Origin of the sequence: Streptomyces sp. NBC_01669 (genome assembly GCF_026339735.1) — a bacterium.
GTDB lineage: Bacteria > Actinomycetota > Actinomycetes > Streptomycetales > Streptomycetaceae > Streptomyces > Streptomyces yanii.
The window spans coordinates 8,939,678-8,965,377 of the sequence record NZ_JAPEQG010000001.1 but is presented as its reverse complement, the minus strand read 5'-3'; the positions used below and the strand labels follow the sequence as shown (position 1 = coordinate 8,965,377).

The window sequence follows — 25,700 nt, the reverse complement described above, 5'->3', positions numbered from 1 at the left end:
CCAGCAGTTGGTGCCGCAGCGCGAGGATCTCGATGTCTTTTGTCCCGATCGCTCATCGGCGGCAGGCGCAGGAGCGCGAAGGTGTTGGTCACGGCGAGGTAGGTCAGGCGCAGCAGCACGACAGATCATGATGCCGCCCGGCACCTGTCCCGTGAAGATCGCGGGACGAGCAGCGGGTGCCGCCCAGAGATCGGCGCTCAAGGCTGCCACCTGCACGGATGATTTATCGGCAACCGCAGCGCTCGTCCGCCAGATGATCTCGGGCGTGGGATGGATCTGTGTCACCCCCGGGGCGTTCCTTGCCCATGACTCGCTCTCCTACTGGAGGCCGCGGCGATGCGCAGCTGTCGCCGAAACCGAGCGGGATCGAAAGTGCCGCTTGGAAGGACTTCGAGCATAGTGGCGATATGGGCATATGGGACAAACGAGACGACATGATCGTGCACCAGACCGAGCCCTACAACGCTGAACCACCTCCTGGCGCGCTCGTGGACCCGGTCACCTCTCTGGACACCTTCTATGGCCGCAACCATGCCCCAATCCCCCGCTTGGACGGGGCGAGCTGGCGGCTACGGGTGGACGGCACGGTCGACCGCCCGCTGGAATTGTCGCTGGACGAGCTGCGGCGCCGCTTCCCCGAACGCAAAGTGCTCGCCACTTTGCAGTGCGCGGGCAATCGCCGCGCCGACCTCGTGGAGTTCCGCGACATACCCGGCCAGGTCCCCTGGGGCCCCGGAGCCATCTCCACAGCGTGGTGGACCGGTGTGAGCCTGGCGGATGTACTGACCGAGGCAGGGCTGCAGGCAGAAGCGGCCCACATCGCCTTCACCGGTGCCGACGTGTCACAGGACGTCGACCCGCCACAGCCCTTCGGCGCCTCCATACCGGCGGCGAAGGCCACCTCCAGCGAGGTGCTCCTGGCCTGGGCGATGAACGATCAGGCTCTTCCCGTCGCGCACGGCGCCCCGCTGCGCGCCGTCGTCCCGGGCTACATCGGCGCCCGCAGCGTCAAATGGCTCCAGCGCATCACCGCACAGACCGAACCGTCCGACAACTACTTCCAGTGGGAATACAGCCTCCTGCCTCCCGAGGCCGACCCCCACAAGGCAGGACCAGGCGACGGCATCACGCTCGGGCCGGTCGTCATTCACATCGCCATCCTGCGGCCCGGCAAAGGCGCCCAGCTGCCGTCCGGACCTACCGAGGTCACCGGCGTGGCCTTCGCCGGCGACGACCGCACGGTGACACGCGTGGACGTGTCCGCCGACGGCGGCACCACGTGGGTCCACGCTGATCTGAACGCACCGGACAGCCCATGGACGTGGCAGCACTGGCGCGCCACACTCACCCTCCCGGCAGGGGAGACGGAACTCCTCGCCCGCGCCTGGGACTCCGCCGCAGCCGTACAGCCCGAGTCCCCAGCGACGGTCTGGAACCCAAAGGGCTACGCCAACAACGCCTGGGCCCGCCTCCACGTCACCTGCGACCACTGAAAGCCGGGCGGCCGGGACGCAGATCCCGACGGCACGCCGGCGAACCCGCGGACACCTCCGCACCGCTCAACTTTGAAGACCCGGTTGAACGCCTTCAACGGCTACACGGTGCGTCGTTCCACGCTCGCCGACGAGGTTCAGACTCGCCACGTCTGATGGAACGCCATCGCCGCTCGCGACACTACGGTCCGCTGATCGCGCCTCCCACGAGGGAGGTGCAGGTGCCGCCCCGGTCGTGACCGACTCGGTGAAGCTGAACGGCGCGCCGATCGATCCGGCTGCCACGCACCACGTCGCGACTGAACTCCTTCCTCGCGGGCGGCGGCGACGGCTTCGCCGAGCTCGGCAAGGGCACGAACATGCTCGTCGGCGGCGACGACCTGGCGGCCTTCGAGTCGTATCTGACGGCGAGCTCATCGGGCGCGACGCCGTATCCCGTGCCGACGGCCGACCGGATCACGGTCGTCAAGTGAGGCACTCGAGAGGCACATGAGGAACTGAAAGCCGCGGCGGGGCGGTCGGTGTGGACCCGGTGGGTCCCGTCGGCCGCCCCGCTTGCTTGTGCCGGACACAGGTAAGTTCTGTGTGAAAAAGGAAAGGGCGCGGACTGCCCCCGTGATCGCGGATAAATTCTGCGTGAAAGCCTGTTTGGTTCCTGAGAATAGATGAGAAGCGAACTCAGCGGCAATTAATGGAGGTCTCATCGGATTTGGTCTTTTGCGGTCCGGAGCCCGCATAGTGTTTTCCGTGTCGAAGCCGAACAGGGCTTACGGCAAAGGAAAAAGCAGCACGGAGAAAGGGACAACCTCATGAGCTTCCACAAGATCGCCCCCGTCAAGAAGACCCGCAAGCCCGGCGCCAAGTGGGCTGCCGCCCAGAAGCCCGTGGCCAAGGCGAAGCCCGAGGCCCGCCGCCGTCCGGTCGGCAACAAGGCCGGCAAGGACTGCTGACCACTGCCATCGAGGCGGGCCCCGTGATGTACCGGGGGCCCGCCTCAGCCGTGTTCCCGTCCCCGGAAAGGGAGTTGGGGAGTTGAGGGAGCGTAAGGGTGTGGGTGCTCTTCAGGTATTCCGGCGTTTCTGGCCGTTGACGCGGGGTGACCGCAGATGGCTGGTCCTCATTGTTGTCTGCGTCGTGGTTGCCGCGCTCGCCGAGACGACCTCGATCCTGATATTCGCGGACCTCACCGACCATGCGCTGAACGCCGGTTCGCTCTCCGCCTTCTGGGGACCCGCCGCACAGTGGCTTGGTGTCGCCGTGCTCGGTGCCGCCGTCGGATATGCCGGAAGCTCGCTCGCCGTATGGACCGCCGAGAGATTCGTCCTGCGGCTGTGTGCCGGTGTGTTTCGCCATGTGCAGGGCCTGCCGCCGCACTTCTTCCAGAAGCACCGCCGGGGAGATCTCGTAGAGCGGCTCACGGGCGGTGTCGAGGCCATCGAGCAGATGGTGGTCTCCGGCGTTGTCGGCACCGCATCGGCGCTGTTCTCCGCCGTCTTCTACGCGTCCGCGGCCCTCTGGCTGCGCTGGGACCTCGCTCTCGTCACCTTCCTGCTCGCTCCCCTCTTCCTTGTCGCCGCTCGCCGCTTCTCCGAGCGGATCAGGTCCGCGGCCCGCGACGAGCGCACAGCCGACGGCGCCATCACCTCGGTCGTCGAGGAGTCCCTCGGCAACATCGTCCTGACCCAGTCCTACAACCGGCGTCGCGACGAGGAACGCCGGCTCGACCGTGAGGCCTGCGCCTGGATGCGCGCCTCCGTGCGCGGTGCCCGCGCGAGCGAGCTGTACGAGCAGTGCGTCGAGGTCGTCGAGACGCTGTGCGTGCTGGCCGTCATCGGGTTCGGCGCCTGGGAGATCTCCGCAGGCCGTATGACGCTGGGCGAGCTCCTCGCCTTCGCGGCCTTCATCGGCTACCTCTATCCGCCGATCCGCAACCTCGGCCAGCTCGGCCTCGCCCTCACCGCTGCCACGGCCGGCGCGGAACGGATCCAGGAAATCCTGGACGCCGAGCCCGCCGTGACCGATCCCGCCTCGCCCCTGCCGCGATGGCCCGTGCACGGACGCATCGGCTTCGACGGCGTCTCCTTCCGCTACCCCGACGCCGCAGCGGAATCGCTGACCGATGTGTCGCTGACCGCCGAGCCCGGCGAACTCGTCCTGGTCACGGGCCCCAGTGGGGCGGGCAAGTCCACGCTCGCCAAGTTGCTGCTGCGCTTCTACGACCCCTCGGAGGGGACCGTACGCCTCGACGGCGTGCCGCTTACGGACATACCTCTGGAGTTCCTGCGTGAGAACGTCGCCCTGCTGCCGCAGGAGACGCTGATCCTGCAGGGCACCGTCCGCGAGAACATCGCCTGCGGCCGGCCCGGCGTCGGCGAGCGCGAGATCCGGCAGGCCGCCGTGGACGCGATCGCCCACGACTTCATCGCCGCCCTGCCCGACGGCTACGACACCCGGATCGCGCCGGGCACCAGTGCCCTCTCCGGCGGCCAGCTGCAGCGCATCGCCATCGCCCGCGCCATGCTGCGCGGCGCCCCCGTCCTCGTCCTCGACGAGCCCACGGCCGGTCTCGACGCGCTCTCGGCACGACGCGTGATGCAGCCGCTGCGCCGGCTGATGGCGGGCCGTACGACCATCATGATCACGCACGATCTGACGCTGGCGCCGGACGCGGACCGCATTCTCGTCGTGGCCGGCGGCCGGTTCGTGGAGTGCGGCACGCACGGGGAACTGCTCGCGCGGGGCGGGGTGTACGCCCGACTGCGCAGTGCATAGAAAGGCGAGGGGACCGTCTGTGGAGAGTGTGCCGCCGTCGTACAAGGGTCACCGGTACCCGGTGGAGAGAGGCCGAGGAGTTGATGTTGGAGCGCGGCGTGGTCGTCTCCCGCGAGACCATCCGGCGGTGGTGCCTGAAGTTCGGGCAGGCTTACGCCAACGCACTGCGTCGTCGGCGTAAGCCTGCCCGGGGGCAAATGGCACCTGGGCGAGGTCTTCGTGAAGGTCAACGGTGAGCGGAAGTACCTGTGGCGGGCGGTGGACGCCGACGGCAACGTGCTCGACATACTCGTGCAGTACCGCCGCGACAAGGCCGCGGCCAAGCGGTTCTTCAGGAAGCTGATGAAGGCCACCCAGTCGGTGCCACGAGTGATCGTCACCGACAAGCTCCGCTCCTACGGCGCCGCCCACCGCGAGGCGATGCCGTTGGTGGAGCACCGCTCCCACAAGGGCCTGAACAACCGGGCCGAGAATTCCCACCAACCCACCCGGCAGCGCGAACGCGCCATGAAGGGCTTCCGCTCGGTCGGCGGAGCACAGAGATTCCTGTCCGCGTTCAGCGGCATCTCACCCCCACTTCCGACCTCGCCGCCACCTGATGACCGCCACCGAGATGAGCACCCGATTCACGATCTGGGACCAGATCACCGGCCCCGCCGCCCTGCCCACAACGGCCTGACCCAGACCGCCGCCCGGGACCGACCCACACCCCGACACACCATCAGACGCCCCCACCCTCACCAACGTGACAGTGCCCCAGCCAGACCCGCCGCGACCGAAACGGCGAGGCAAGGCGGGAGGGAAGTCAAGTGAGGACTACTTGCCAGTTCCGCTGAGGTGAGCCGCCCATGGGTAGTAGACGTAGTCGAATGCTGCCGGCGCCCCGGTGATCTTGCTTCCGAGCCACACGTCGTTCGTCAGCTGGATGCCGGAGAACATCGGATCCATCTCGTCGTGCAGCTTCTGCTCCATCTGCAGGACCAGCTTGGAGCGGGCGTTGTCGTCCTGCGTGCTGATCGCCTTGGCGTAGAGCCCGTCGATGCCGCTGTAGCCGGACTGGTTGAAGGTGCCGCCGGTCACCGCGGTGAGGCCCAGCCAGTCGAGCGGGTTCGGGATGTTGGGCCAGAACTGCGTGTACAGCAGGTCGGTGTTGCCACGCGTCGCCGGGTCGTACAGGTAGTTCGAGTAGCCGGTCGCAGGTACGACGTTGAGCTTGAAGTTCAGGCCGATCTTGTCGGCCGCATCCTTGATCCCAACGCCCAGCTGCTGCGTCTCCGCCTGCTGCGGAACCACAAGGCTGATCTGCTTCGACTTCACGTCAGCCGGAACGCCGGCGAGCAGCTTCTTCGCCTCGTCTATCTTCGCGGAGCCATCGGTCTTGACCGAGTCGGCGTACGAGGTCAGGTCATCCTTCGCGAAGCCGTACACGGCCGGCACGGTCTGCAGCGAAGCAGGGGTCCCCTCACCGGCGTACACATGGTCGCCGATGCCCTTCCAGTCGATGGCCATCTGGAGCGCCTTGCGCACGTCGGCGTTGCCCATCGCGCCCTTCTGATTCGCGACCACGAGCGTGACAGCCAGTGGCGCGGCACCCGAGTAGAGCTTGCCCGCCGACGATGCCTTCAGCTGTGCCAGCCCGGCCATCGGCGGACCGTATGTTCCGTCGATCTGGCCTGAGAGCAGGCCGGAGGTAATCGCGGAGTCGTCGGTCAGGAAAGTGAAGTCGATGTTCTTCACCTTCCGTGGCAGCGACTTGTTCCAGTAGCCGTCGTAGCGGCTCACCTTGATCGACTGACCCTGCGTCCACTTGCCGAACTTGTAGGGGCCGGTGCACATGACGCCGGCACCCGGCGTACCGACCTTGTTGCCGTGTTGCTCGTAGAACTTCTTCTTGACGACGACACCGGCGAAGCTCGCCAACTCGTCGTTGAAGAGGTAGTCGGGCTTCTTGAGCCTGACGGTCACTTCGTCGGCGCCCGTCTTCGCGATCGAGGCGACGTTCGAGTACAGGTAGCCGTAGAAGCTCGACTTGTCCGTCATGTTGTGCCGCATGCTCCACACGACGTCGTCGGCGGTCATCGGCGAGCCGTCCCAGAAGGTGACGTCGCTGCGCAGCTTGTAGACCCAGGTCGTCGGGTCGGGGTTCGAGTACGACGTCGCCAGATTGGGCTTGATCTGGAAGTCAGGCGTCTGGGCGAGCAGTGTCTCGCACATGTTCGAGTTGATCATGTTCGGCGTGTAGTCGGCCGACTGGAAGGGGTCGATGGTTTGAGGCTCGCCCTGGAAGACGTTCCAGGTGATCGTGTCGAGCGAGCCCGAGCCTGTCGGCGTGAAGGTCGTCAGCGCGTCGGAGGGCCCGGTCGCTTCGGTGCCGGATGTGCCTCCGGAGCAACCGGCCAACGCGAGGGTGGTGGCGGCGGCGACGGCGAGTGCCGTTGCCCGTCTGCGTGGGTGGGGTGAGTACATTGCGCAACTCCTGGTCAGTGTCGGGCTGTGATGGCTTCGGGGTCCCACCCGCTGCGAGGGACGCTGTCGCGCAACAAGCGGGTGTAGGGGTTTTGAGGGTTGTCGAGCACGTCGGCGGTGGGCCCTTGCTCGACGACGGCGCCGTGACGCATGACGATCGTGTCGTCGGTCACCTGGCGGATGACGGCGAGATCGTGACTGATGAACAGGTAGCTCACGCCACGCTTCTGCCGGATGTCAGAGAGCAGATTGAGGATCTGTGCCTGGATCGAGACGTCCAGGGCCGACACGGCCTCGTCGAGGATGAGGACGTCCGGATCGGCAGCGAGCGCGCGAGCGATGGCCACGCGTTGGCGCTGCCCTCCGGAGAGGGACCTCGGCAGTGCCGCGAGCTGCCGGTCGTCGAGTCCGACGAGCTCGGCGAGTTCGCTCACGCGCTTCCTGGTCTCGTCGCGGCCGAGCCGGGAATGAACGCCGACAACTTCCGCGAGGCAGTCGCCGATGCGCTGACGGCGGTCGAGCGAGGTGTACGGGTCCTGGAAGACGATCTGGATGTCCCGGCCCCGCTCACGGCGACTGCGTGCGGAACGCGCCGGGTGTGTGCGGTCCTCGCCACGGAACACGATGCGGCCACCGGAGGGACGTTCCAGGCCGATGATCATCCGCGCCGTGGTCGTCTTGCCGGAGCCGGATTCGCCGACGATGCCGAGGGCTCCGCCCGGAGCCAGGGCGAAGCTCACGTCGGCGACCGCGGTCGCCTCGGCCCGCCCACAGCCGAACGTCTTGGTCAGGTGCTCGACCACGAGCAGCGGTTCGGTCATCGCTGGATCTCCTCGTTCGAAGCGGAGCCGACGTGCTCCTGCGGCACCATCCGGCCGCGCAGGCCGGGCATCCGGACGCAGCGGGTCTCCGACGGACCGATCTGCAGCAGGGGCGGCACCCCCGCCCGACACTCCTCTTGTGCGAAGCGACAGCGCGGCGCGAAAGCACAGCCGTCCGGCGCCTCGTAGGCGGTGGTCGGATGACCGGTGATCGCGGGCAGTCGATCGACACGCCGGCCGATCTCGGGCCGCGCCTGCACCAGTGCGGCCGTGTAGGGGTGGAGCGGATCTTCGTGCAGCTGCACCGACGCCTGGCGTTCCATGACCTGGCCGGCGTACAGCACGATCGTCTCGTCGCACACGGCACCGGCGAGCTCCAGGTCGTGCGTGATGAAGAGCATCGCCATGCCGTACTCGCGCTGCATACGCCCGAGAATCGCCATCACCTCCGCCTGGGTGGTGACATCGAGCGCGGTCGTCGGCTCGTCGGCGAGGACGAGCCGAGGCCGCGCGGCGACCGCGGCAGCGATCATCACCCGCTGCAGCAGGCCGCCGGAGAGCTCGTGCGGGAACTGCCGCAGCCGGCGCTCCGGGTCCTCGATCCCGACCTCGGCGAGCAGCTCCTGTGCGCGCTTGCGAGCAGCGGCCTTCGGCATCCGGTCGTTGGTGCGCATCGCCTCGGTCAGGAAGTCGCCGATCGTGCGTACGGGGTTCGTGTAGGCCCGTGCGTCCTGAAAGATCATCGCGACGTCCTTCGCCCGGTAGGACCGCAGGGCGTCGGTGCGAAGGTCGAACACCTCGGCGCCGTGGAAGCGGACACTGCCCCGGACGTCGGCGCCGTCGGGGAGCAGGCGGGCGATGGTGCGAACCGTCATCGACTTGCCCGAACCGGACTCGCCGACCAGGCCGAGAGTGCTTCCACGGTCGAGTGAGAACGAGACATCGCGCAGCACGGTGCGCAACTCGCCCGCGACCGGCAACTGAACGGTCAGACCGTCGACTTCGAGAAGTGCGTTCACGAGCGTGCCTCCCAGCGTTCCGTGAGTCGGTCGCCGAGCATGTTCACGGCACCGACGGTGATGACGATGAGTGCGCTGGCGAACAGAGCCTCCTGCGGGTGCTGCTGCAGCACACCGGCCATACCAGTGCCGACCATCGCGCCCCAGTCCGACGTCGGTGGCTGCACCCCGAGGCCGATGAACGAGAGGCCGGCGAGGTCCATCAGGGCGAACCCGAAGGCGAGCGTGGCGTTGGCGACGATCAGCCCACCCACGTTGGGCAGGATGTGCCGCAACGCGATCCGCAACCCGTGCACGCCCTGAACCTGCAGTGCCGCAATGTAGGGCAGCGAGCGCTCTCGCAGCGCCGCGCTCCGCACGATCCGTGCGATGTAGGGGACGTAGGCGATGGACAGCGCCACAACGGCAGCGTTCAGGCCGGACCCGAACAGGGCAGTCGCCAGGATCGCCAGCAGCAGACCGGGGAAGGCGAACACGGCGTCGACGACGCGCACCACCATCTGGTCGAACCAGCCGCCGAACCACACGGCCGCGAGCGCGAGGATCGTCCCGAGGAGCGTCGAGATCACCACGACGAGGAACGGTCCGATCAGCGCGGTTCGGGAACCGTGGACGAGGCGCGAGAGAAGGTCCCGCCCGCTCGCGTCGGTTCCCAGCAGGTGCGCGCCGCTCGAACCCTGGTACGCACCGGAGAGGTTGACGGCGTTCGGATCGTGCGGTGAAAGGAGGGGCGCGAGGGCGGCGAAGCAGACGACGAGTCCGAGCAGGGCGATCGCCACCCAACCGGACATGCCGATGCCTCTCGTACGACGCGTCGTACGCCGGCCGGCCTTTCGGGCTCCGATACGTCGCACCGCTGCTGTCGTGCTCATGAGTCCTTCTTCCCGATCGACACGCGCGGGTCGAGCAGTGTGTAGGCGATGTCGATGAGGGTGTTCAGCACGATGAAGGCGGCGACGTACATCAGGCAGATCGCCTGGACTACGGGGAAGTCCTTCTGCTGCACCGAATTCACGAGGAACTGACCGAGCCCGCCGAGCTGGAAGACCTGTTCCACGACGACGCTTCCCGCGATCAGGCCCGCGATCGTGAGACCCGCGACGGTGAGCACCGGCATCGCGGCGTTGCGCATCACATGTCTGCGTACGACGACTGCGCGGGGCAGTCCGCGGCTGATCGCCGTCTGCACGTGATCGGCCGACAGTTCCTGTCGGATCGCGGTCTGGGCGAGTCGCGCGACGAACGCGACGGAGGCGAGAGCGAGCGCGATCGACGGAAGAACCAGGTGGTAGACCTCGTCGAGGCCCGCCCGGCCGGCCCCGAACACCGGGAACCACTCCAGGTCGACGGCGAACACGATGATCAGCACAACCGCTCCGACGAAGGTCGGCACCGCCATGACGCCCGTCGCGCCGGCCATGGCGGACCGCGACAACCAGCCGGGCTTGAGGCCGGCGAGAGTGCCGATGGCCAACCCGAGCACCAGGACGATCGCCGCGGCCATGAAAACGAGAAGCGTGGTCGCGGAGGCGCGACTTCCGACCAGCGACGACACCGGTTGGTTGTAGATGATCGAGGTTCCGAAGTCGCCGTGCACCACGCCACCCAGCCACCTCAGGTACTGCTGCCAGATGGAGTCGTCGAGGTGATACTCGGCCTTGATCGCGGCGATCGCGTCGGGGCTCATGGTGCGACCGTGCGTGAGATAGGTGAGCGGGCTTCCCGGCGCGGCGTAGAGCGCTCCGAAGACGACCAGACTCGCGATGAACAAGGTCACCACCAGCCCTACGATGCGAGTGGCGATGAACCGCAGCATCGCCCCGGCGGGCCGCTGTTTCGCCTTCACCTGCCCTGATGGCACGGGTGCCGACATGGTGGCGTCACTCATCGGTTCACCCCCGGCTGTGCGTGATGGACCACGCGGCCACCCACGACTGTCCGCAGCACTCGCGTGTCGAGCAGTTCCTCGAGTGGCCGGGCGAAGATGTCCCGGTCGAGAACAATGAAGTCGGCGTACAGGCCCTCGGCGAGACGGCCGTGAAGGTGCTCGGAGCGGCTCGCCCAGGCGGCGTCACGGGTGGCGTGGACGACCGCGTCCGCCAGTGGCAGGGCGTAGTGCGCGTGGTTGGCGGGCAATGACGGATCCAGGGCCGAGCGCCGTGTCGCCGCGATGAACATGTTGGGCAGCGGGGCGTGCGGCGACGTGGGGGAGTCGGTGCCGAGGACGAGCGTGGCTCCTGCCTCGGTCATCTCGGGCCACGGGAAGCCGCGGTCGACCCGCTCGTCGCCGAGCACTCGTCGCCAGTTCTCCTGGATGGCCGGATCGGCGTGCACGGGCTGCATGCTCGCCGTGATGCCGAGTGCGGCCAGTCGGTCGATGTCTGCAGGGTCGACGACTTCGAGATGTTCGATGCGGTGGCGACGCTCCTTGGGGCCGTTGAGAGCGACGGCGTGCTCGACGGCACCGATCGCGACCCGGATCGCCTCGTCACCGATGGCGTGCATGGCGACCTGCAGGCCGGCCGCGTCCGCGGCGGCCACCACCGGCGCGAGTTCGGCAAGACCCCAGATCGGGTCGGCGTTCGTGCCGTTCACGTAGGGCTTTCCGAGCGATGCGGTGCACCCGTCGACGGTTCCGTCGACCATGACCTTGATGCCGGTCACGCGCAGGAACGGGGTCGACCGGTGGGTGGCGAGTTCGACAGCGCGCTCGACCTGGGCGAGGTTCCCGCCCTCGTCACCAGTGGGCTGGACGCGCCAGAACGCGGCGATGCGAGTGGTCAGGACGCCCGCCGCATCGGCACGACGCATCGCCTCGTAGTCGCCCTCGCCCAGCGCCATCTCGGTCGAACCGACGATCCCGGACTCGGCGTACGCCGCCAGGGCGACCGCCAGGGCCTCGTCACGGTCGGAGTCACTGGCGAAGCTGTCGAGCACCGGCCACACGAGGTGGTGCATCGCGGTCTCGTCGACCAGGCCGGTGGCCGCGCCCCGCTCGTCCCGGTGGACCGTTCCCCCCGGTGGTGATGCCGTGGTGTCGTCGATGCCGACTTCGGCGAGGGCGGCCGAGTTCAGCCAGATCGAGTGGAAGTCGTAGGCCTGCGCATAGACGGGCCGGTCGGCGACGACGGCGTCGAGCATGCCCCGATCAGGCAGGCCGCCCGGGATGTCACCGTGCTTCCACCCGGTGGCGAGCACGCGAGGTGCGTCGGGGTTCTCCTGCGCCCACGTCCGGACGCGCCGCTGGATCTCCCCCACCGTGTTGGCGCCCCAGAGATCGACCTGGGCCGCCGCCTCGCCGGTGCCGACCACGTGCGCGTGGCCGTCGACGAATCCGGGGAGGACGGTCGCGCCGTCGAGGTCGTGGATCAGGGCATCCGGTCCGGCCACACGCGCCGCGGTGGCCTCGTCGCCGACGTAGGCGAGCCGGTCGCCGACCACCACGAGCGACTTGGCCCACGGGCGTTGGTCGGAGGTGAAAATTTGGGCGTTGCAGTAGAGATGAGCGGGCATGGTCGTGTCCTTGTCCATCGGGTTCCTCAGAACCGGTCGAGGCCCTCGCGGGCCGCAGCGTCGGGGTTGCCTGCCCGGTACTCGAGGGCAAAGCCGGGGAGGTCGAGAGATGCCGTGAGCAACGTGCTCCACCGCTCGTGGCCCGGCTGGGAATCGTCGGCGTGGACGCACACCACGGCGGCGGCCCCGTCGCCGCCACAGAAGGCGGCCGCGCGCTCCGGCGCGGAGCGGCCGGTCATGCTGCCGCGCACAGCGTGCGTGTGGTGGTACCGCTCGACCGACACCGATTCCGGAGTGCTGGTGTCGCCGCCGGCGAGGCCGGAATCAAGAAAGTGGTTCGTGTGGATGACCCAGCCGTCGGTATCGGGTTGCACCACGGCGAATCCGGAGGGTGACATCTCGATGGACGCTGCTGCGGCGTGGCCGTCTCGGTAGGTTGCGACGGTCAGCACGGTGGATGCGCTCACGGTCGCGGAGGCGACGATGTCGCGGGCCTCCACCACCGTTGTCGCCTCCTCGAGGACGCGACGCGCAACAGCATGGACGGGCACGCCGCCGGTGGCGTTGTCGGAGCGATGGTTCAGGATGTTGAAATGCAGGCCGAGGCCGGCGTCGTTCACCCCGATCTTTGCGGCCGTGCCGAACTCGGTGAAAAGCTTCACCCGGCGTTGCGTTCCGGTCACGAGCGACAGCAGGAGACCGTCCGGCGTGAGCGAGTCGTGCCAGTCCCACGTCTGGATCGTCTCGGGTGGGCCGCCGGAGGCCGGTGCGTGCACGGCGGTTGTGCATTCGCCCTTCCCGGGCGCGGCGGCAAGTACTTCGGTCCGTGCGCCGACCGCTGCCACCTGCCATGGCGCGATTCCTGATGCTTCGGCGATTCCGTCGGACTCCTCGACCAGACCCGGGTACCAGTCGCGCAAGGCGTCGTAGCTGTGGGCGACGATGTCGCGGACGGTCGTTTCCGAGATGCCCAGAACCTTGAAATGCGCCAGGTAGCGGGCGCTGACGTCACGCACTTGGTCCGCGTACCGCGTGCCGATCTCGCGTCCACGGTCGCGGAAGTCGGTGGTGGTCGTGCGCAGTGTGTGCAGCTTCATGGTGTTGCTGTGCGACCTTTGCTTGTGAGGCCCGTCACGGTGAGGGGCGGGCGACACGCTAGGTAGGTAAAACGTTTAATACAATGGTGTTTCTCATGTCACTTTCTGCCTTTTGTCGCCCGGGCCTGCGTGGGCGACCGCGGTCCGGCGGCGTGAGGCAGCATCGGAAGGTACGAACCAAGGAGGTCGCCGTGGCTCGATCGAAGGGCGTCACCATTCGCGATGTCGCCCAGCGCGCGGGTGTCTCCGTCGCGGCGGTCTCGATGGCGCTCAATGGCACCGGGACGCTGAGCGCGGCCACGCGACTGCGCGTCCGGGCCATCGCCGAGGAGATGGACTACGAAGCCGACGCCCTCGCGCGCGGCCTGCGACGTTCGTCGGTCGGGGCAATCGGACTCGTCATGCGGTCGCTGGACGCGCTGGGTGAGTACGCGCCGCGGGGCGTCGATGTGTTCACTCGCTACATCGGCGCCGCCTCGGCGCAGGCGATGGACCGCGGACTCAGTGTGATGCTCGTGCCTGACCCAACCAAGCGGCCGACACCACCACTGGCGCTGTCGCTCGATGGCTACATCGTGACGATGCCGCACGTGGATGATCCGGTGGTCGGTCTCCTCGAACGGCGTGGGATCCCGTACGTGACGCTGGGACGCGATCCCAGCCGCCCGAATTTCACCGACTGGGCCACCGAGGACGAGGGCTCAAGCTTCCGGCGCATCTACGAGCACTTCGCCGCATCCGGTGCCCGATCGATCGTGCTGTTGCGCGGAACCGACCCCAATGCGTGGAACATCGACAGCGAGGCGACGTACCGCGCATGGTGTGAGAGCGTCGGGATCACGCCGCGCGTCTACATGTCGGCCGAGCGCGCCGGCGAGCACGGCGGCGAGAACATCGCGCACGCGATCGTGGACGACGGGATCCCCGATGCGATCCTCTGTCACACCGGTCGTCAGGCGGCTGGAGTGCTCGCGGGCCTCACGGCTCGCGGCGTCGCTGTGCCCGATCGGACGATGCTTGCCGCGGCTTCCGACTCCGAGCACACCCGACACAGCCGGCCCGCCATCTCAGCAGTAGAACTCAACGCCGCGGAAACGACGTTGGCGCTGCTCGACCTTCTCCAAGCGCGCATCGCGGGCGAGCCGAGCGCGGGACCGGTCCTGACAACCGCCCGGTTCCGGGTCCGCGCATCCTCGCGACGCACCGACACGAACGCCTGACGCGAAGGCGGCGGTCGAGGCCCGCGACTTCGGCGTCCTGTTCCCCGACGCCCACGACGACCAGTGGGACGACGTGGTGCGCATGGCGGTGGGACACGCACGCGTGGAGGAACGGGGGCGGCTGCTGCGACAGTTGCTGCGCCGGGCGAACAGAACACAACGCTATCGGCAGCGGCTAGTACTGAGCACCATCCTCTTGCCGCTAGGCATCCCGCCGGGGCGGGAGTCGTAGCTGGTCGTGATGCCCTGCGGGTACCAGTCCGGATCCTTGGGGTCCTTGGTGCGCGGATCCCACGCAAAGGCGTAGGCGAGCCGATCGGGCTTGGCCCAGCCGCCCGGGTTCGCCACGCCGTGAAAACGGGCGCCCGCGATCACGGTCTCCGGCCTGGCATCCGGTAGCCGGGCGAGCAGACCCGCGATGGCCGCCGGGTAGGTGTAACCAACAGGCTGCTCCGGACGGTCGCGCATGGTCACGCGGAACCGCGGAACCGCGGCGGTGCCGCCTTGGCGGTGGAGGGCACCCACAGTCCCCCAGTCGCGGCCGCGAGGGGGGCCGCGGCCACGCCTCGTAACAACATCCTGCGTGTGGTGTCCATCTCCAGGACCATAGGCAGCGAACGCCCGGCTCACAATCGCCTCGTACCTTTCCGCAAGGCTCCGTACAGTTCCGCGGCGTCCGGACAACTACGGTTATTTCCCCTGGAGTTGAGTCCGTCACCCCGGGAGCCCCGGTCGTGACGTCCCGGCAGGCCCGCAAACTCACCCAGTCCCACCGCCGCGGCAGCAAGGGACGGTTCCCCACCACCGACCAGGGCGAGCATGGCTGCGTAGGTCACGACCAAGAACGTTTGTCGATGGGTTCTGAGAACGACCGCGGGTCAGACACCTTGGGAATGTTCGCGAGAAGTAAAAGCAGTCACGTGGTTCGCGTCGACTCGCCGGCGGGTCTGCGAGGCCTACTCTCAGCTGAAGTGCGTCGACGGATCTGCCGCGCCATCATCGTCGACTTCCCCGCCCTTTGTCTGGGCTGCTGCCCGGGCTGGGATTTCTGGCTCAAGTTCTGTGGACTACGCCGTGGTGGCGCGGAACGCCCCGCAGACGGGCCGGAACATCGCAGGTCACGGGGCCGCCACCAGCCATGTGCGCGCGCTCCGAAGCCCCTTCCGTAGAACGTGTGCCAGAACCCGATGGCTTTTCGAGCAGCAGCTGCGAAGTCACTTCTCGGGTTCGGGAGGCGCCTGCTCCGCGTCAACCACAGTGTCGACGAGTACGGGAGGCGATCCCTGCCAAGGACCGGCGGGGCGGCAGCCGTGTCACGCTGTACAAGCCGCCGACGGGTCACGACCGAGCGCCTGCGCCTGACGGCCGCGCGGGCCACCCCACCCTGCACCACGAACGGGAAGAACCCCGACGGCCTCCGGGCACGCGGACGCGTGGCACTCCGGGAGGCCGTCGGGGCCGATCACGCGGTGTGTTCGACGACTCCACCGACCACGACGGTCTCCGCCACGGTGCCGGGGATGTCCTCAGGTGCGGCGCGCAGGATGTCACGGGAGAGGACCACGAAGTCGGCTGCCTTGCCGACGGTCAGCGAACCCCGTTCGCTATCAAGGAAGTTGGCGTATGCAGAGCCCATCGTGTAGCCGTGGACCGCGGTCTCCACACTGACCGTCTCCTGCGGCATCCAGGGCTCGCCACCGCCCAGCGGGCGCCGGGTGACCGCGGTGTGGATGCCGATCATCGGGTCCATCTCCGCCACGTTCCAGTCGCTGGAGAGCGCGAGCACGGCCCCGGCCGTATGCAGGCTGCGCATCGGCCATGCCTTGTGCCAGCGCTCGGCCCCGACGTTCTCCGCCCAGTCCTTGCCGGGGCCGGCGACCTCCGGGGCGCAGTGGCGGGGCTGCATGCACGCGACCACGCCCAGGGCGGCGAACCGCGGGGTGTCGTCGGGGTCCAGGCACTCGACGTGGACGACCTGGTGGCGGGCGTCCCGCTCCCCGTTGACCGTGCGGGCCCGCTCGACGGCGTCCAGTACGGTGCGGATGCCCCGGTCGCCGGTCGCGTGGACGAAGCACTGGAAGCCGCGAGCGTCCAGCTTCGTCAGCAGCTCGGCGAACTCCTCGGGCGGGTAGAAGGTGTCGCCCCGGTGGTGGCGGCAACCCGCATAGGGTTCCAGCAGGGCCGCGGTCCGCGGCTCCACCACGTCGTCGATGTAGAGCTTGAGCGGTCCGACCCGGATCCGGTCGTCGTCGTAGCGGTGGGCGGCGGTGGCGAAGTCGTCGAGGTCGGCGTCCGTGGTGCCGCGCGGGTGGAAGAGGGCGGCGACGATCCGGGACTTGAGCCGGCCCTCGGCGCGTGCGCGGTCGAAGAGCGGGAGGTCGTCGAGCGAGTTCTGAGGTTCGACCACCGTGGTGATGCCGAAGCGGATGGCGTCGTCCAGGGACTTGGCGAGCCGCCCGTACTGCCGGTCGGGTGAGGCCCACGGAAGTCCCAGCTGCTGGAGGGCGCGGTGGCCGTCGCGGGACAGGCCCTTGACCGCGAAGTCCTTGATGAAGCCGGTGGGTTCACCCGTGGCCGGGTCGGTCACGGCTTCGCCGAACGGCAGGTGGGTGTGGTCGCGGTCGATGCCGAGGCGGCGCAGGCCCGCGGTGTTGACCCAGGCGGTGTGCACGTCGTAGCTGAGTACGAAGGCCGGTACGTCGCCCGTGACCGGGTCGAGGTCGGCGGCGGTGGGCATCCGGCCGTCCGGGATGGCCGAGTAGTCGAAGGCTTCCGCCTCGATCCACCCGGCGTCGGGGTTGGCGGTGTGCCAGGCACGGATGCGGGCGTGGACCTCGTCGAGGGTTCCGGCGCCGGAGAGCTGGACGCAGGCGTCGTCCGAGCCGAGCCGGACATGGTTGTGGGCGTCGACGAACCCGGGGAGCACGAGCTTGCCTTCGGCATCGATCACTCGGGTGCCAGGCCCTGTCCACCCGTTCGCGTCCTCGTCGGAACCGAGCCAGGCGATACGGCCGTCGACCACCGCCATGGCCTGTGCCTCGGGGAGTTCCGGGTCGACGGTATGGATGCGGGCGTTGCGCAGGACGAGGTGGGCGGGACGGGCGGGGCTGGCCATGTGGTGGGACTCCTTGCGGTGCGGTGGTGCGGTCGGTCGGTGGTTCGGGCGGGTCGTGGCCGCCGGTCAGGAAGGTTCGGTGTGCGGTGCGACGGTCCGCCGGGCGAGCGCCCAGTAGACGAGCCCCGAGACGACGGAGCCGAGCAGGGTCAGGTCGGCGCCGCCCAACGGTGCGACCAGCGGGCCGGTCCACAGCTCGGAATCGCAGGTCAGCGCGGCGAAGACCATGCCGACGAGCAGCGCGGTCATGCCGGCGGGGTGGTAGCCGGACCGGTACCAGTAGGCACCGTCCGGTCCGGCATGCAGTGCCGGTGCGTCGTAGCGGCAGCGGCGCATGATCATGTCCGCGAGGAACACACCGCCCCAGGGTGCGAACACGATGATCAGCAGGGAGAGGAAGGACAGCAGTGAGCTGGTGAAGTCGGTGAGGAAGAGCGCGCACAGGGAACCCGCCGCGGTGACGGCCGCGCTGATGATGATGGCCTTGGAGCGGCTCCAGGGGACGCCCAGCACCTGGAGGTTCAGGCTCGAAGAGTAGAGCGTGACGATCGAGTTGGTGACCGATCCGCCGAGCACGAGGGCGAGGAAGAGCGGCTGGAACCATCCCGGCAGCAGCTTCTCCGTGCCCGCCACCGCGTCGGTCATGTCCGTCTGCGTTGCGGCGGCCACCCCGGCCACGCCCAGGGCGACCGAGGAGACGACGCCGCCGAGGGCTCCGTACCAGGTGAGCGAGCGCATCGAGGTCGTCTTCGGCAGGTAGCGCGTGTAGTCGGCGGGCATCGGGACGTACGAGAACGGCCCGGCCAGCATCACGACGAAGGCGAGACTCCACCCGGAGGCGCCGGGATGGACCGCCGCCCCGCCCGTGTCGGCGCCCGGCAGCAGGAACACGAGGAGGGCGGCGAACCCGACGGCGAGGACGTACGCGATCCAGCGCTCGGCGAGCTGGACCGTGGCATGGCCCCAGAGGGCGACGAGGAACGTCAGCGCAAGGGTGATCAGCAGGGCGAGGGCCCGTCCGGTGTGGCCGGAGGCCCATCCCAGATCGGCGAAGAACGCTTCGAGGGCGAGCGTGCCGACGACCGTGTTGAGGATCGTGTAGCCGATGCTGACCACCCAGTTGAGCATTCCGGCGGGCCAGTTGCCGCGGACGCCGAAGGGGGCCCGGGAGATGACCAGGGTGGCGGTGCCGGTGCGTACGCCGCTCAGTCCGGCGGCGCTGATGGCGAAGAACGACAGTCCGCCGATGACGACGACGCCGGTCGCCTGCCAGAAGGAGAGCCCGAAGGCGACGGCCAGGGCGCCGTTGATGACGTAGGTGAAGGTGAGGTTGGATCCGAACCAGAGCCAGAACAGATCCCTCGCGCCGCCATGGCGCTCCTCGTCGGGAATCGGGTCGATGCCGTGTGTCTCGACCTGGAAGACCTGGTCGGTGGCCATGGTCACGCCCGGCGCCCTCGCGGTCGTCTCCTGCTGCGTCATGCGGCCTGCCTCTCATCCGTGCGTGCTCCAGAAGCCCCGGAACAGTACTTTGAACACTGTTCTAAAAGTTTGAATGGCATTCAAGATGTGTCTGCGGGGGCTCGTCAAGACCTCCGCCGAAATCCGTGGGCCGAGGCGAGCTAAGGTCGTCACCGGGGTCCACGGAACAGGAGGGGTGGCGTGGCGGCGACGACGCGACGGCGGGACGGGCATCTGGCCCGGGAACGCATGCTGGAGGAGGCGATGACGGCCATTGCCGAGGACGGCCTGGCCGGACTCACCATGTCGGCACTCGCCAAGCGCCTCGGCACCAGCGGCGGCCACATCCTCTACTACTTCGGCAGCAAGGACCGGCTGCTCCTGGAGGTGCTGAGCTGGAGCGAGAGTGCGCTCGCCGAGGAGCGCCGGGCGCTGCTGGCCGGCCGGGCCGGCGCCGAACGCAAGCTCGGCCAGTTCGTCGAGCTGTACCTCCCCCGCGGACCGCGCGATCCGCGCTGGACCCTGTGGATCGAACTGTGGGCGCGCACGGCGTCGAACGAGCCGCTGCGACAGGCCCAGGCCGAGATCGACCGCGGCTGGCAGGAGGACCTCGAATCGCTCCTCGGTAAGGGCGTGCGGCAGGGCCGCTTCGCCGAAGACCTCGACACGGCGGCCCGCGCTTCCGAACTCCTGGCCCTGCTCGACGGGTTGAGCACGCGTGTGGTCCTCGGTCAGCGCGGAGCGGACCGGGCGAGCGCGCTGCGCATGGCGCTTTCGGCGACCGAGCGGCTGGTGGAGCGGGGTTAGGGCGTGTTCCAGGTTCAGATCACTGTTGGGTCAAATCGCTCCGCCGGAGTGGCTCGGGACGGTAGACATCCGGGGTGACGCGAGGCGATCTGACGGATGCAGAGTGGGAGTTGTTCGAGCCGCACCTGCCGCTCGGCGTGAGCGGACCGATCCCTGACCTGCGTAAACAGTTGAACGCGGTGATGTGGAGGTTCCGGACCGGGAGCCCGTGGCGCGACATCCCCGAACGCTACGGGTCCTGGTCCACCGTCTACGGCCGCTTCCAGAAGTGGGCCCTTGCGGGCACCTTCGAGACGCTGATGGAGCGGATGATCGCCGAGGCGGCCCGGCGAGGACAGGCCGATCTGGACCTGGTCAGCGTCGATTCCACCGTCGCACGCGCGCATCACCACGCGGCCGGCATGGCCGTCGACCCCGAGCTCCTGGAGGAACTGGTGAAAGCCGCCGAGGAGGAAAAGGGGCTCCAGCAAAGGGACAATCCGCCCAGGTGACGGCCGAAGGCGACCCGGTCGAGGAAGCGTTACGTGCCGAACGACGACGGATACGCCGCCGCCACAAGGCCCGCCTGAAAGCTGCCGCGTTGGGGCGCTCGCGGGGCGGGCTGACGGTCAAGACGCACCTGGCCACCGACCGGCGGTGCCGCCCGCTGTCGTTCGTGGTGACGCCGGGACAGGCGGCCGACAGTCCGCGTTTCGCCGCGGTCCTCGACCGAGTCAGGATCCGTGGGCCGGTCGGTCGGCCCCGCACCCGCCCCCGGGCCGTCGCCGCCGACAAGGCGTATTCCTCCCGCGCGAACCGCTCCTACCTGCGTAAACGCCGGATCCAGGCGGTGATCCCGGAGAAGAAGGACCAGGCCGCCCACCGCAAGAAGCGAGGCTCGAAGGGCGGCCGCCCCCTCTCCCACGACGCCGAGCTTTACAAGGAGAGGAACACCGTCGAGCGCGGCATCAACAAGATCAAGGAATGGCGAGGGCTGGCCACCCGCTACGACAAGACTCCTACCAGCTACCTCGCCGGACTCCACCTACGCGGATCGATCATCTGGCTCCGGAGTCTCCGCCCCACATGATCCGAACCTGGAACACGCCCTAGGGCCTCCCTTTCGGATCATGCCGGGCACCCCGACCGCCGGCGGCGGGTCGTCCCCCGAGTCTGGGATACGGTTGGTTCGCAACACGGCGTGGAGGCGACCACATTGACGCGGGTTGCGATTGTCGGTGGCGGGACGCGAAAGCCGAAACACCCTCAGGCGGCGTGTGACGCCGCTATCGGGGCCCAGCTGGTGTGCCGGGCTCCTATACCGGCCCTACGTCACGCCGGTGACGTCACAAGGTGGCGGGCGAAGAAGTGGGCTGCGCCGTCGGCCTCGAACCTGGGGAGTTCCTTGTGGCTGCCCGCGTTGGCGTGCAGGGTCTTCTCCTTCGAGGCGAAGGCGTCGAACAGGGCGAGGCCGGCTTCGCGGGGGATGTGCTCGTCGTCCCACTGAAGGTCGTACTGGATCGGGATGGTGATCTGCTTCGCCGTCTCGGCAAGCGGGTCGGGCCAGAACAGGCCGAAGACCGCAGCGGTGATCCGGGGTTCGGCCGCCGTCAGCAGGATGCCGATCGCGGTGCCCATGTTCAGGCCGTAGTAGCCGACCGGGCCACCGGTGCCGATCTCCGGCAGTTCCTGGAGGGCGTCCAGGGTGCGTTCGATCTTCCGGCGGCCCCAGGAGGCGCCCGCAGGGCCGGTGAATAGGGAGGGGAACCATGTCCAGCATCTCCAGACGATCCCTGCTCGGATACTCCGGAACGACCGCCGCGAGTGCGGTCCTGGGCGGCGCGGCAGCGCAGCCGGCCCAGGCCGACGAGCCCCAGCCTTGCAGGCCCAGGCGAAGCCCTCTCTGCCGACTTCCCCGAGGGGACCCTCTTCGACGGCATGGCTCGCATGAACATCGGCGACGAATACAGCACGGACATGCAGATCAAAGCAGGTTGCCAGACCCGCCTGGGCCGGGCCGCCATGGAACAGGCAGGCAACCAACAGACGCGGTAACCGCGGCAGGTTGGGAACCTGCCGCGGGCCGCGTCACTGCCGTGGGTCACGTGCCTGCGCACGGGACCCGTTCCGCCGAGGTCAGTCCGCCGTGGTCTCCCACCCGTAGTCCGGCAGCTTGAAGAAGTCGTCCCCGTTGACCCGGTCGGCGCTGCCCGTGGCCAGGCCCGTCATCAGGGACTCCACTCCGGTACGTACGGACTGGACGAACATGCCGCGCTGCCGCTGTCCCAAGTCGTCCTGCTGCCCGCGGACTTCGAAGAGGACTGTGCCGGTTCCGTTGAGGGCGAAAGCGGAGCGGCCCTGGCCAGCGTATTCGCGCGCGTCAGGGTGGAGATAGCGGCCGGTCGCGGCGAGCCTCGACTGCTCTCCGTATGCGTCGGCGATGCCATTGGCCACCGTGAGCGCATAGCGGCGGGACTTGTCCTGGTCCAGCTTCGGCCACTGTTTCTTGTACTTGGCCCCATCGTTCACACCGAGCGGCGGATAGTCCAGCGAGACCGTGATCAGCTTGCCGTCCTGAGGGCCGCCCGTGATGCGCTCGCAGGGACCCATGTGGTGCAGATCGATGAACGCGTCGACAGATCCCTTCTCGTTGCGCATCTTCACATACGTGTCACGGATCGCGCGCGACTCGGGGGAGAGGAAGAAGCCGGCGTCGGTCTGCTTGCCGGGGAGGTCGGATGCCTGCGGGACATAGTTCAGATCCGGGTTGAAGTCCCGGTTGAGGTCATAGCCGGGCTGGTCGATGCCGTCTCCGCGGAGGCTGTGGTACCAGGCGCGCGGCGCCCCGGCCAGCTGGGGGAACTGCGCGACGGTCTGGTCCCAGGAACGTACGTTGATACGACGGTTGAGCTCGCCGCCGTCTGGGTTCACCATCGGCATGGCAACCAGGGTGACTTTGCTGAGGAGTTCGTCGGTCTTCGGACCAGAGCTCGAACCGAGCTCCTTGAGGATGCCGATGAGGGCCTCCGTGCCCGTGCGCTCGTTGCCGTGAATGGCGCTGGTCACCATCAGGACGCGGGGGCCGGTGCCGACTCGCGCGGCCCACAGTTCGCGTCCCTGGGTGGTGCGCCCGGCGACCTCGACCTGCACCCGACCCTTGCTGGTCTTCTCGATCTGAAGCAGTGTGGCGCCGAGTTGATTATGGTCGGTCCAGCCGGACCAGGACGGATCGTCGGAGGTCTTGCAGTTGCCAGGCTCGCTTGCGGCGGCCGTGGCGGTGGCGGCGGCCGGTGAGGTGACCAGTACGGTGCCTAGGGCGGCGGAGGCTGCGACGGTGGCAACGGCTGTGCGTATCGCTCGCGGACGGGTGTTCCGCGTGCTGCGGTAGGTGCGCATGGGGCGGGCTCCTCACGACGTTACGGGTGGGACTGGCGTGGGGGGCGTTCCGGATGATGCTGACCCGAGGGTCAAGGAAAGGTCAATGGGGCGTATGTGAATGCCCATGTCGGCGAAGGGTCCCGAGGGCCGGGAGCCTCGGCGACGAAGAGACCACGATGTGCGCCCCCGCCCAGGCACGGTGGTGGTCGAACAGCAGGTCAGCAGCGGCGTTGAGGACAACCCCGGCCGCCGCCAGGCTCTCCAAGGGATCGTCCGCGTCCGCCAGATCATCCAGAGCGTCTGTCAGTCCATACCTCGCGGTCTCGACCGTCTCGGGCTCCAGCGCCGGCGGACCGTTGCGGAGGTCGGCCTCGGCCTGCGCCCGGGCACGCCCGGCCTCTCCGCCGATGTCGACCAGGACCAGGCCGGTGGCATACATGCTCTGCAGCACACCACGACGCGAGGCGACGTCTGCGGCGAAGAGTTCCCCGAGACCGGCACGGGCGTGGATGTAGAGCTCCGCAAGGCGCCCTTCGAACCGAACGTCTCCCGATAGGTCTCGCCGCCATCCCCAACGAGCACCGCGATGTCCAGTGCCGCATCAGGCAACGTTCGCCCAAGCTGGCCCTGGCCGACGCCGGGTACTGCTCGGAGACCAACCTCGAAACCGCACTCGAGCGCCAACTCGCCTGTAGACCCGGCACGTTCACGACCACTGGCCGTCTCGTCACGACGAGCAGGCAGGCCGCCAACGCCGAGTAGCCGAGGGGAGTTTCACCCCTCGGCCCTCAGTAGCTGTTGTCTTTCCGGACTTGAGGGCTGCGTTTCCGCTGGTCGGGCGTAGGGCGGGAGGTCCTGTGGGAGTAGTGGCCTGTGGTTGTGTCGCTCCCCGGGAGGTCGTGGATGCCGTCGGTGGTTGGGTTGTTGGAAAAGCGTGAGCTGGGTGCTCGCCGTCGCGTGGACGAGCTGCGGGAGGAGGCCGACCGTATCCAGGCCGAACTGGCCGTGGCCGAGCGGGAATGGCAGGAGTGGGCCATCGCCCGCTTGCGGGTCGGCGAAGTGCTGGCCCCGGCGGACGAGACCGGGCAGGACCACGCCCGGGCCGACCTGACCGTGACGGCTGCCGAGGAGCAGACTGGAAAGACCGCGCAGGTGCCGGAGGCGGCGAAGACGAAGTCGCAGATGCCGGTGTGGCGTGAGGGGCTGGCCCGGTCGGTGCTGTCGGTGGACTACCAGCGCATCCTGGAATTGCTCGCGGACCGGTGCCGGCTCGGTCAAGGGCCGCTGACCTGCCAGGAGATGGCCGTAGCGTTCGGTATGGATCCGGTGCCGGCGCGGGTGGAGGCGCTGCGGTCGAAGGCGAAACGCCTGGTTGCCCGCGGCTGGCTGGCCGAGCCCGCACCGGGCCGGTTCACGCCCGCTGCGGGTGTGGCCGGGCCAGGCGGCGGGTCATGAGCAGGGTCATCGACCAGTAGGCCATCGCCTCGGCGCTGGTGGTGCGGCGTTCGTAGTCGCGTGCCAGGCGGCGGGTGCGCATCAGCCACGCGAAGAGGCGTTCGACGATCCACCGCTTGGGCAGCACCACGAAGCCGCGCATGTCGTCGCTGCGTTTGACGATCGCCAGGACCAGGGCGAGCGCGGCGAGGCAGTACTCGATGAGGCTGCCGGTGTAGCCGCCATCGGCCCAGACCAGGGCCAGCCGGTGGTGCGCGTCGGCGACCTGTCGCAGCAGCACCTGGGCTGCGGTGCGGTCGCCGGTGTCCGCCGCGGTGACGATCACACCCAGCAGCAGTCCGAGCGTGTCGACCACGACGTGCCGCTTACGGCCGTTGATCAGCTTTCCGCCGTCGAAGCCACGGCTGTCGGTGCCCACCACGGCGTCCGCCTTGACCGACTGCGAGTCGATCACCCCGGCCGTCGGCTCCGCGTCCCGCCCCTCCTGCTCGCGGACCCGCGCGCGCAGCCGGTCGTGGAACTCCTTCACCAGTACGTGGTCACGCCAGCGGCGGAAGAACGCATACACCCGGTCCCACGGCGGGAAATCGACGGGCATCGCCCGCCACTTGATGCCGTTGTCGACCAGGTAGCGGACCGCGTCCAGCATCGCCCGGTGGCAGTACGCCTCCGGCTGGCCTCCCCGGCCCCGCAGCCAGCCCGGCACCGGCAGCAAAGGACGGACAACAGCCCACTCCTCGTCCGTCATGTCCGTCGGATAACGCGGCTGCCGGGCCCCGTTGTCGGCGGCGTTTCCGAACCGGTGAGCCAGACAGTCACACTCCAGGGCGACCAAACTGGACTGCCCGGCCATCGACACGGAACACTGCGGCACCAGGGCCTCCTGATGTTGCTCGGTGATTCGACACCAACGAGCTGTTCAGGAGGCCCCACCTGTATGCACCAAACGCCCCGCGACCACCCGATCGGGACTCCCGTTCGACGCGCATCTCTCAAGATCGGAAAGACAACAGCTACTTAATAGGACTTTACCGGTTAACCATCACCATATTGCCCAGCCGTGGCCGCATGCGTTTCCGTGAACTGCCAGCGGTACCCCCCTCT

At 68.4% G+C, this 25,700-nt stretch carries 20 protein-coding genes and 4 pseudogenes; 11 read left to right on the top strand and 13 right to left on the bottom strand.

Features of this window, described 5'->3' with window-relative positions; all coding sequences use genetic code 11:
• The first annotated feature begins 407 nt into the window (after nucleotides 1-407).
• The 5 genes and pseudogenes from OG972_RS40180 to OG972_RS40160 form a co-directional block, all read left to right on the top strand.
• Nucleotides 408-1,493, top strand: a complete 1,086-nt coding sequence (locus OG972_RS40180) for a sulfite oxidase (protein WP_266989992.1) — start codon at nucleotides 408-410, stop codon at nucleotides 1,491-1,493.
• Nucleotides 1,494-1,713: 220 nt separating this feature from the next.
• Nucleotides 1,714-1,966, top strand: a pseudogene (locus tag OG972_RS40175) (5'-nucleotidase C-terminal domain-containing protein); the annotation flags it as partial.
• A 336-nt stretch (nucleotides 1,967-2,302) separates the two neighbouring features.
• Entirely contained in the window at nucleotides 2,303-2,443 is a 141-nt protein-coding gene (locus OG972_RS40170) for a hypothetical protein (RefSeq protein WP_266989990.1), read from the top strand.
• A gap of 82 nt (nucleotides 2,444-2,525) precedes the next feature.
• Nucleotides 2,526-4,265, top strand: coding sequence for an ABC transporter ATP-binding protein (locus tag OG972_RS40165; RefSeq protein WP_266989988.1), 1,740 nt, complete (start codon nucleotides 2,526-2,528; stop codon nucleotides 4,263-4,265).
• Nucleotides 4,266-4,339: 74 nt separating this feature from the next.
• Nucleotides 4,340-4,832, top strand: a pseudogene (locus OG972_RS40160) (IS6 family transposase); the annotation flags it as partial.
• Between the two features lie 249 nt (nucleotides 4,833-5,081).
• Here the strand turns inward: OG972_RS40160 and OG972_RS40155 are convergent.
• Genes OG972_RS40155 through OG972_RS40125 form a run of 7 tightly spaced genes read right to left on the bottom strand, consistent with a single transcriptional unit; the run spans nucleotide 5,082 to nucleotide 13,181 of the window.
• On the bottom strand, nucleotides 5,082-6,731 hold the full coding sequence (locus tag OG972_RS40155) for an ABC transporter substrate-binding protein (RefSeq protein ID WP_266989986.1): 1,650 nt from the start codon (nucleotides 6,729-6,731) through the stop codon (nucleotides 5,082-5,084).
• A gap of 14 nt (nucleotides 6,732-6,745) precedes the next feature.
• Nucleotides 6,746-7,552 (bottom strand): ABC transporter ATP-binding protein, encoded by an 807-nt coding sequence (locus tag OG972_RS40150; protein WP_266989984.1) that lies wholly within the window; start codon nucleotides 7,550-7,552, stop codon nucleotides 6,746-6,748.
• Entirely contained in the window at nucleotides 7,549-8,571 is a 1,023-nt protein-coding gene (locus tag OG972_RS40145; protein ID WP_266989982.1) for an ABC transporter ATP-binding protein, read from the bottom strand. The genes OG972_RS40150 and OG972_RS40145 overlap by 4 nt, the downstream gene beginning before the upstream one ends.
• The gene (locus tag OG972_RS40140) at nucleotides 8,568-9,443 is read right to left on the bottom strand and encodes an ABC transporter permease (RefSeq protein WP_266989980.1); all 876 of its coding nucleotides are present in this window, start codon (nucleotides 9,441-9,443) and stop codon (nucleotides 8,568-8,570) included. Before OG972_RS40140 ends, OG972_RS40145 begins: the two co-directional genes overlap by 4 nt.
• Nucleotides 9,440-10,459 carry an ABC transporter permease gene (locus OG972_RS40135; protein WP_266989978.1) on the bottom strand — a complete coding sequence of 340 codons (1,020 nt, stop codon included), beginning with the start codon at nucleotides 10,457-10,459 and terminating at the stop codon, nucleotides 9,440-9,442. The genes OG972_RS40140 and OG972_RS40135 overlap by 4 nt, the downstream gene beginning before the upstream one ends.
• The gene (locus OG972_RS40130; RefSeq protein WP_266989976.1) at nucleotides 10,456-12,102 is read right to left on the bottom strand and encodes an amidohydrolase; all 1,647 of its coding nucleotides are present in this window, start codon (nucleotides 12,100-12,102) and stop codon (nucleotides 10,456-10,458) included. Before OG972_RS40130 ends, OG972_RS40135 begins: the two co-directional genes overlap by 4 nt.
• 8 nt (nucleotides 12,103-12,110) lie before the next feature.
• Nucleotides 12,111-13,181: a C45 family peptidase gene (locus OG972_RS40125; RefSeq protein ID WP_266989974.1), complete on the bottom strand. Its 1,071-nt coding sequence runs from the start codon at nucleotides 13,179-13,181 to the stop codon at nucleotides 12,111-12,113.
• 95 nt (nucleotides 13,182-13,276) lie between these two features.
• On the opposite strand from OG972_RS40125, the gene OG972_RS40120 reads away from it, so the two are divergent.
• Entirely contained in the window at nucleotides 13,277-14,401 is a 1,125-nt protein-coding gene (locus OG972_RS40120; protein WP_266989973.1) for a LacI family DNA-binding transcriptional regulator, read from the top strand.
• Nucleotides 14,402-14,563: 162 nt separating this feature from the next.
• Here the strand turns inward: OG972_RS40120 and OG972_RS40115 are convergent, their stop codons facing one another.
• From OG972_RS40115 to OG972_RS40105, 3 genes are all read right to left on the bottom strand, one after another.
• The gene (locus OG972_RS40115; protein WP_266989972.1) at nucleotides 14,564-14,869 is read right to left on the bottom strand and encodes a hypothetical protein; all 306 of its coding nucleotides are present in this window, start codon (nucleotides 14,867-14,869) and stop codon (nucleotides 14,564-14,566) included.
• Nucleotides 14,870-15,863: 994 nt separating this feature from the next.
• The gene (locus tag OG972_RS40110) at nucleotides 15,864-17,516 is read right to left on the bottom strand and encodes an amidohydrolase (protein WP_266989970.1); all 1,653 of its coding nucleotides are present in this window, start codon (nucleotides 17,514-17,516) and stop codon (nucleotides 15,864-15,866) included.
• Between the two features lie 66 nt (nucleotides 17,517-17,582).
• Complete coding sequence (locus tag OG972_RS40105) at nucleotides 17,583-18,998, bottom strand: cytosine permease (protein ID WP_266989968.1); 1,416 nt, start codon at nucleotides 18,996-18,998, stop codon at nucleotides 17,583-17,585.
• A 180-nt stretch (nucleotides 18,999-19,178) separates the two neighbouring features.
• Here OG972_RS40105 and OG972_RS40100 point away from each other — a divergent pair, with 180 nt between their 5' ends.
• Nucleotides 19,179-19,784, top strand: a complete 606-nt coding sequence (locus OG972_RS40100) for a TetR/AcrR family transcriptional regulator (protein WP_266989966.1) — start codon at nucleotides 19,179-19,181, stop codon at nucleotides 19,782-19,784.
• 74 nt (nucleotides 19,785-19,858) lie between these two features.
• Nucleotides 19,859-20,853, top strand: a pseudogene (locus OG972_RS40095) (IS5 family transposase).
• Nucleotides 20,854-21,095: 242 nt separating this feature from the next.
• On the opposite strand, the pseudogene OG972_RS40090 reads toward OG972_RS40095, so the two are convergent.
• Nucleotides 21,096-21,467: pseudogene (locus OG972_RS40090) on the bottom strand (alpha/beta hydrolase); the annotation flags it as partial.
• Nucleotides 21,468-21,532: 65 nt separating this feature from the next.
• Here OG972_RS40090 and OG972_RS49675 point away from each other — a divergent pair.
• Nucleotides 21,533-21,940 carry a twin-arginine translocation signal domain-containing protein gene (locus OG972_RS49675; RefSeq protein ID WP_353961657.1) on the top strand — a complete coding sequence of 136 codons (408 nt, stop codon included), beginning with the start codon at nucleotides 21,533-21,535 and terminating at the stop codon, nucleotides 21,938-21,940.
• On the opposite strand, the gene OG972_RS40085 is transcribed toward OG972_RS49675, so the two are convergent.
• On the bottom strand, nucleotides 21,900-23,159 hold the full coding sequence (locus OG972_RS40085; protein WP_266989964.1) for a M14 family zinc carboxypeptidase: 1,260 nt from the start codon (nucleotides 23,157-23,159) through the stop codon (nucleotides 21,900-21,902). The genes OG972_RS49675 and OG972_RS40085 overlap by 41 nt on opposite strands.
• Before the next feature lie 160 nt (nucleotides 23,160-23,319).
• On the opposite strand from OG972_RS40085, the gene OG972_RS40080 reads away from it, so the two are divergent.
• Nucleotides 23,320-23,697, top strand: a complete 378-nt coding sequence (locus OG972_RS40080) for a hypothetical protein (protein ID WP_266989962.1) — start codon at nucleotides 23,320-23,322, stop codon at nucleotides 23,695-23,697.
• A 347-nt stretch (nucleotides 23,698-24,044) separates the two neighbouring features.
• Nucleotides 24,045-24,596 (top strand): hypothetical protein, encoded by a 552-nt coding sequence (locus tag OG972_RS40075; RefSeq protein ID WP_266989960.1) that lies wholly within the window; start codon nucleotides 24,045-24,047, stop codon nucleotides 24,594-24,596.
• Here the strand turns inward: OG972_RS40075 and OG972_RS40070 are convergent.
• Nucleotides 24,553-25,344, bottom strand: coding sequence for an IS5 family transposase (locus OG972_RS40070; protein ID WP_266991019.1), 792 nt, complete (start codon nucleotides 25,342-25,344; stop codon nucleotides 24,553-24,555). The genes OG972_RS40075 and OG972_RS40070 overlap by 44 nt on opposite strands.
• Nucleotides 25,345-25,700: the final 356 nt, after the last annotated feature.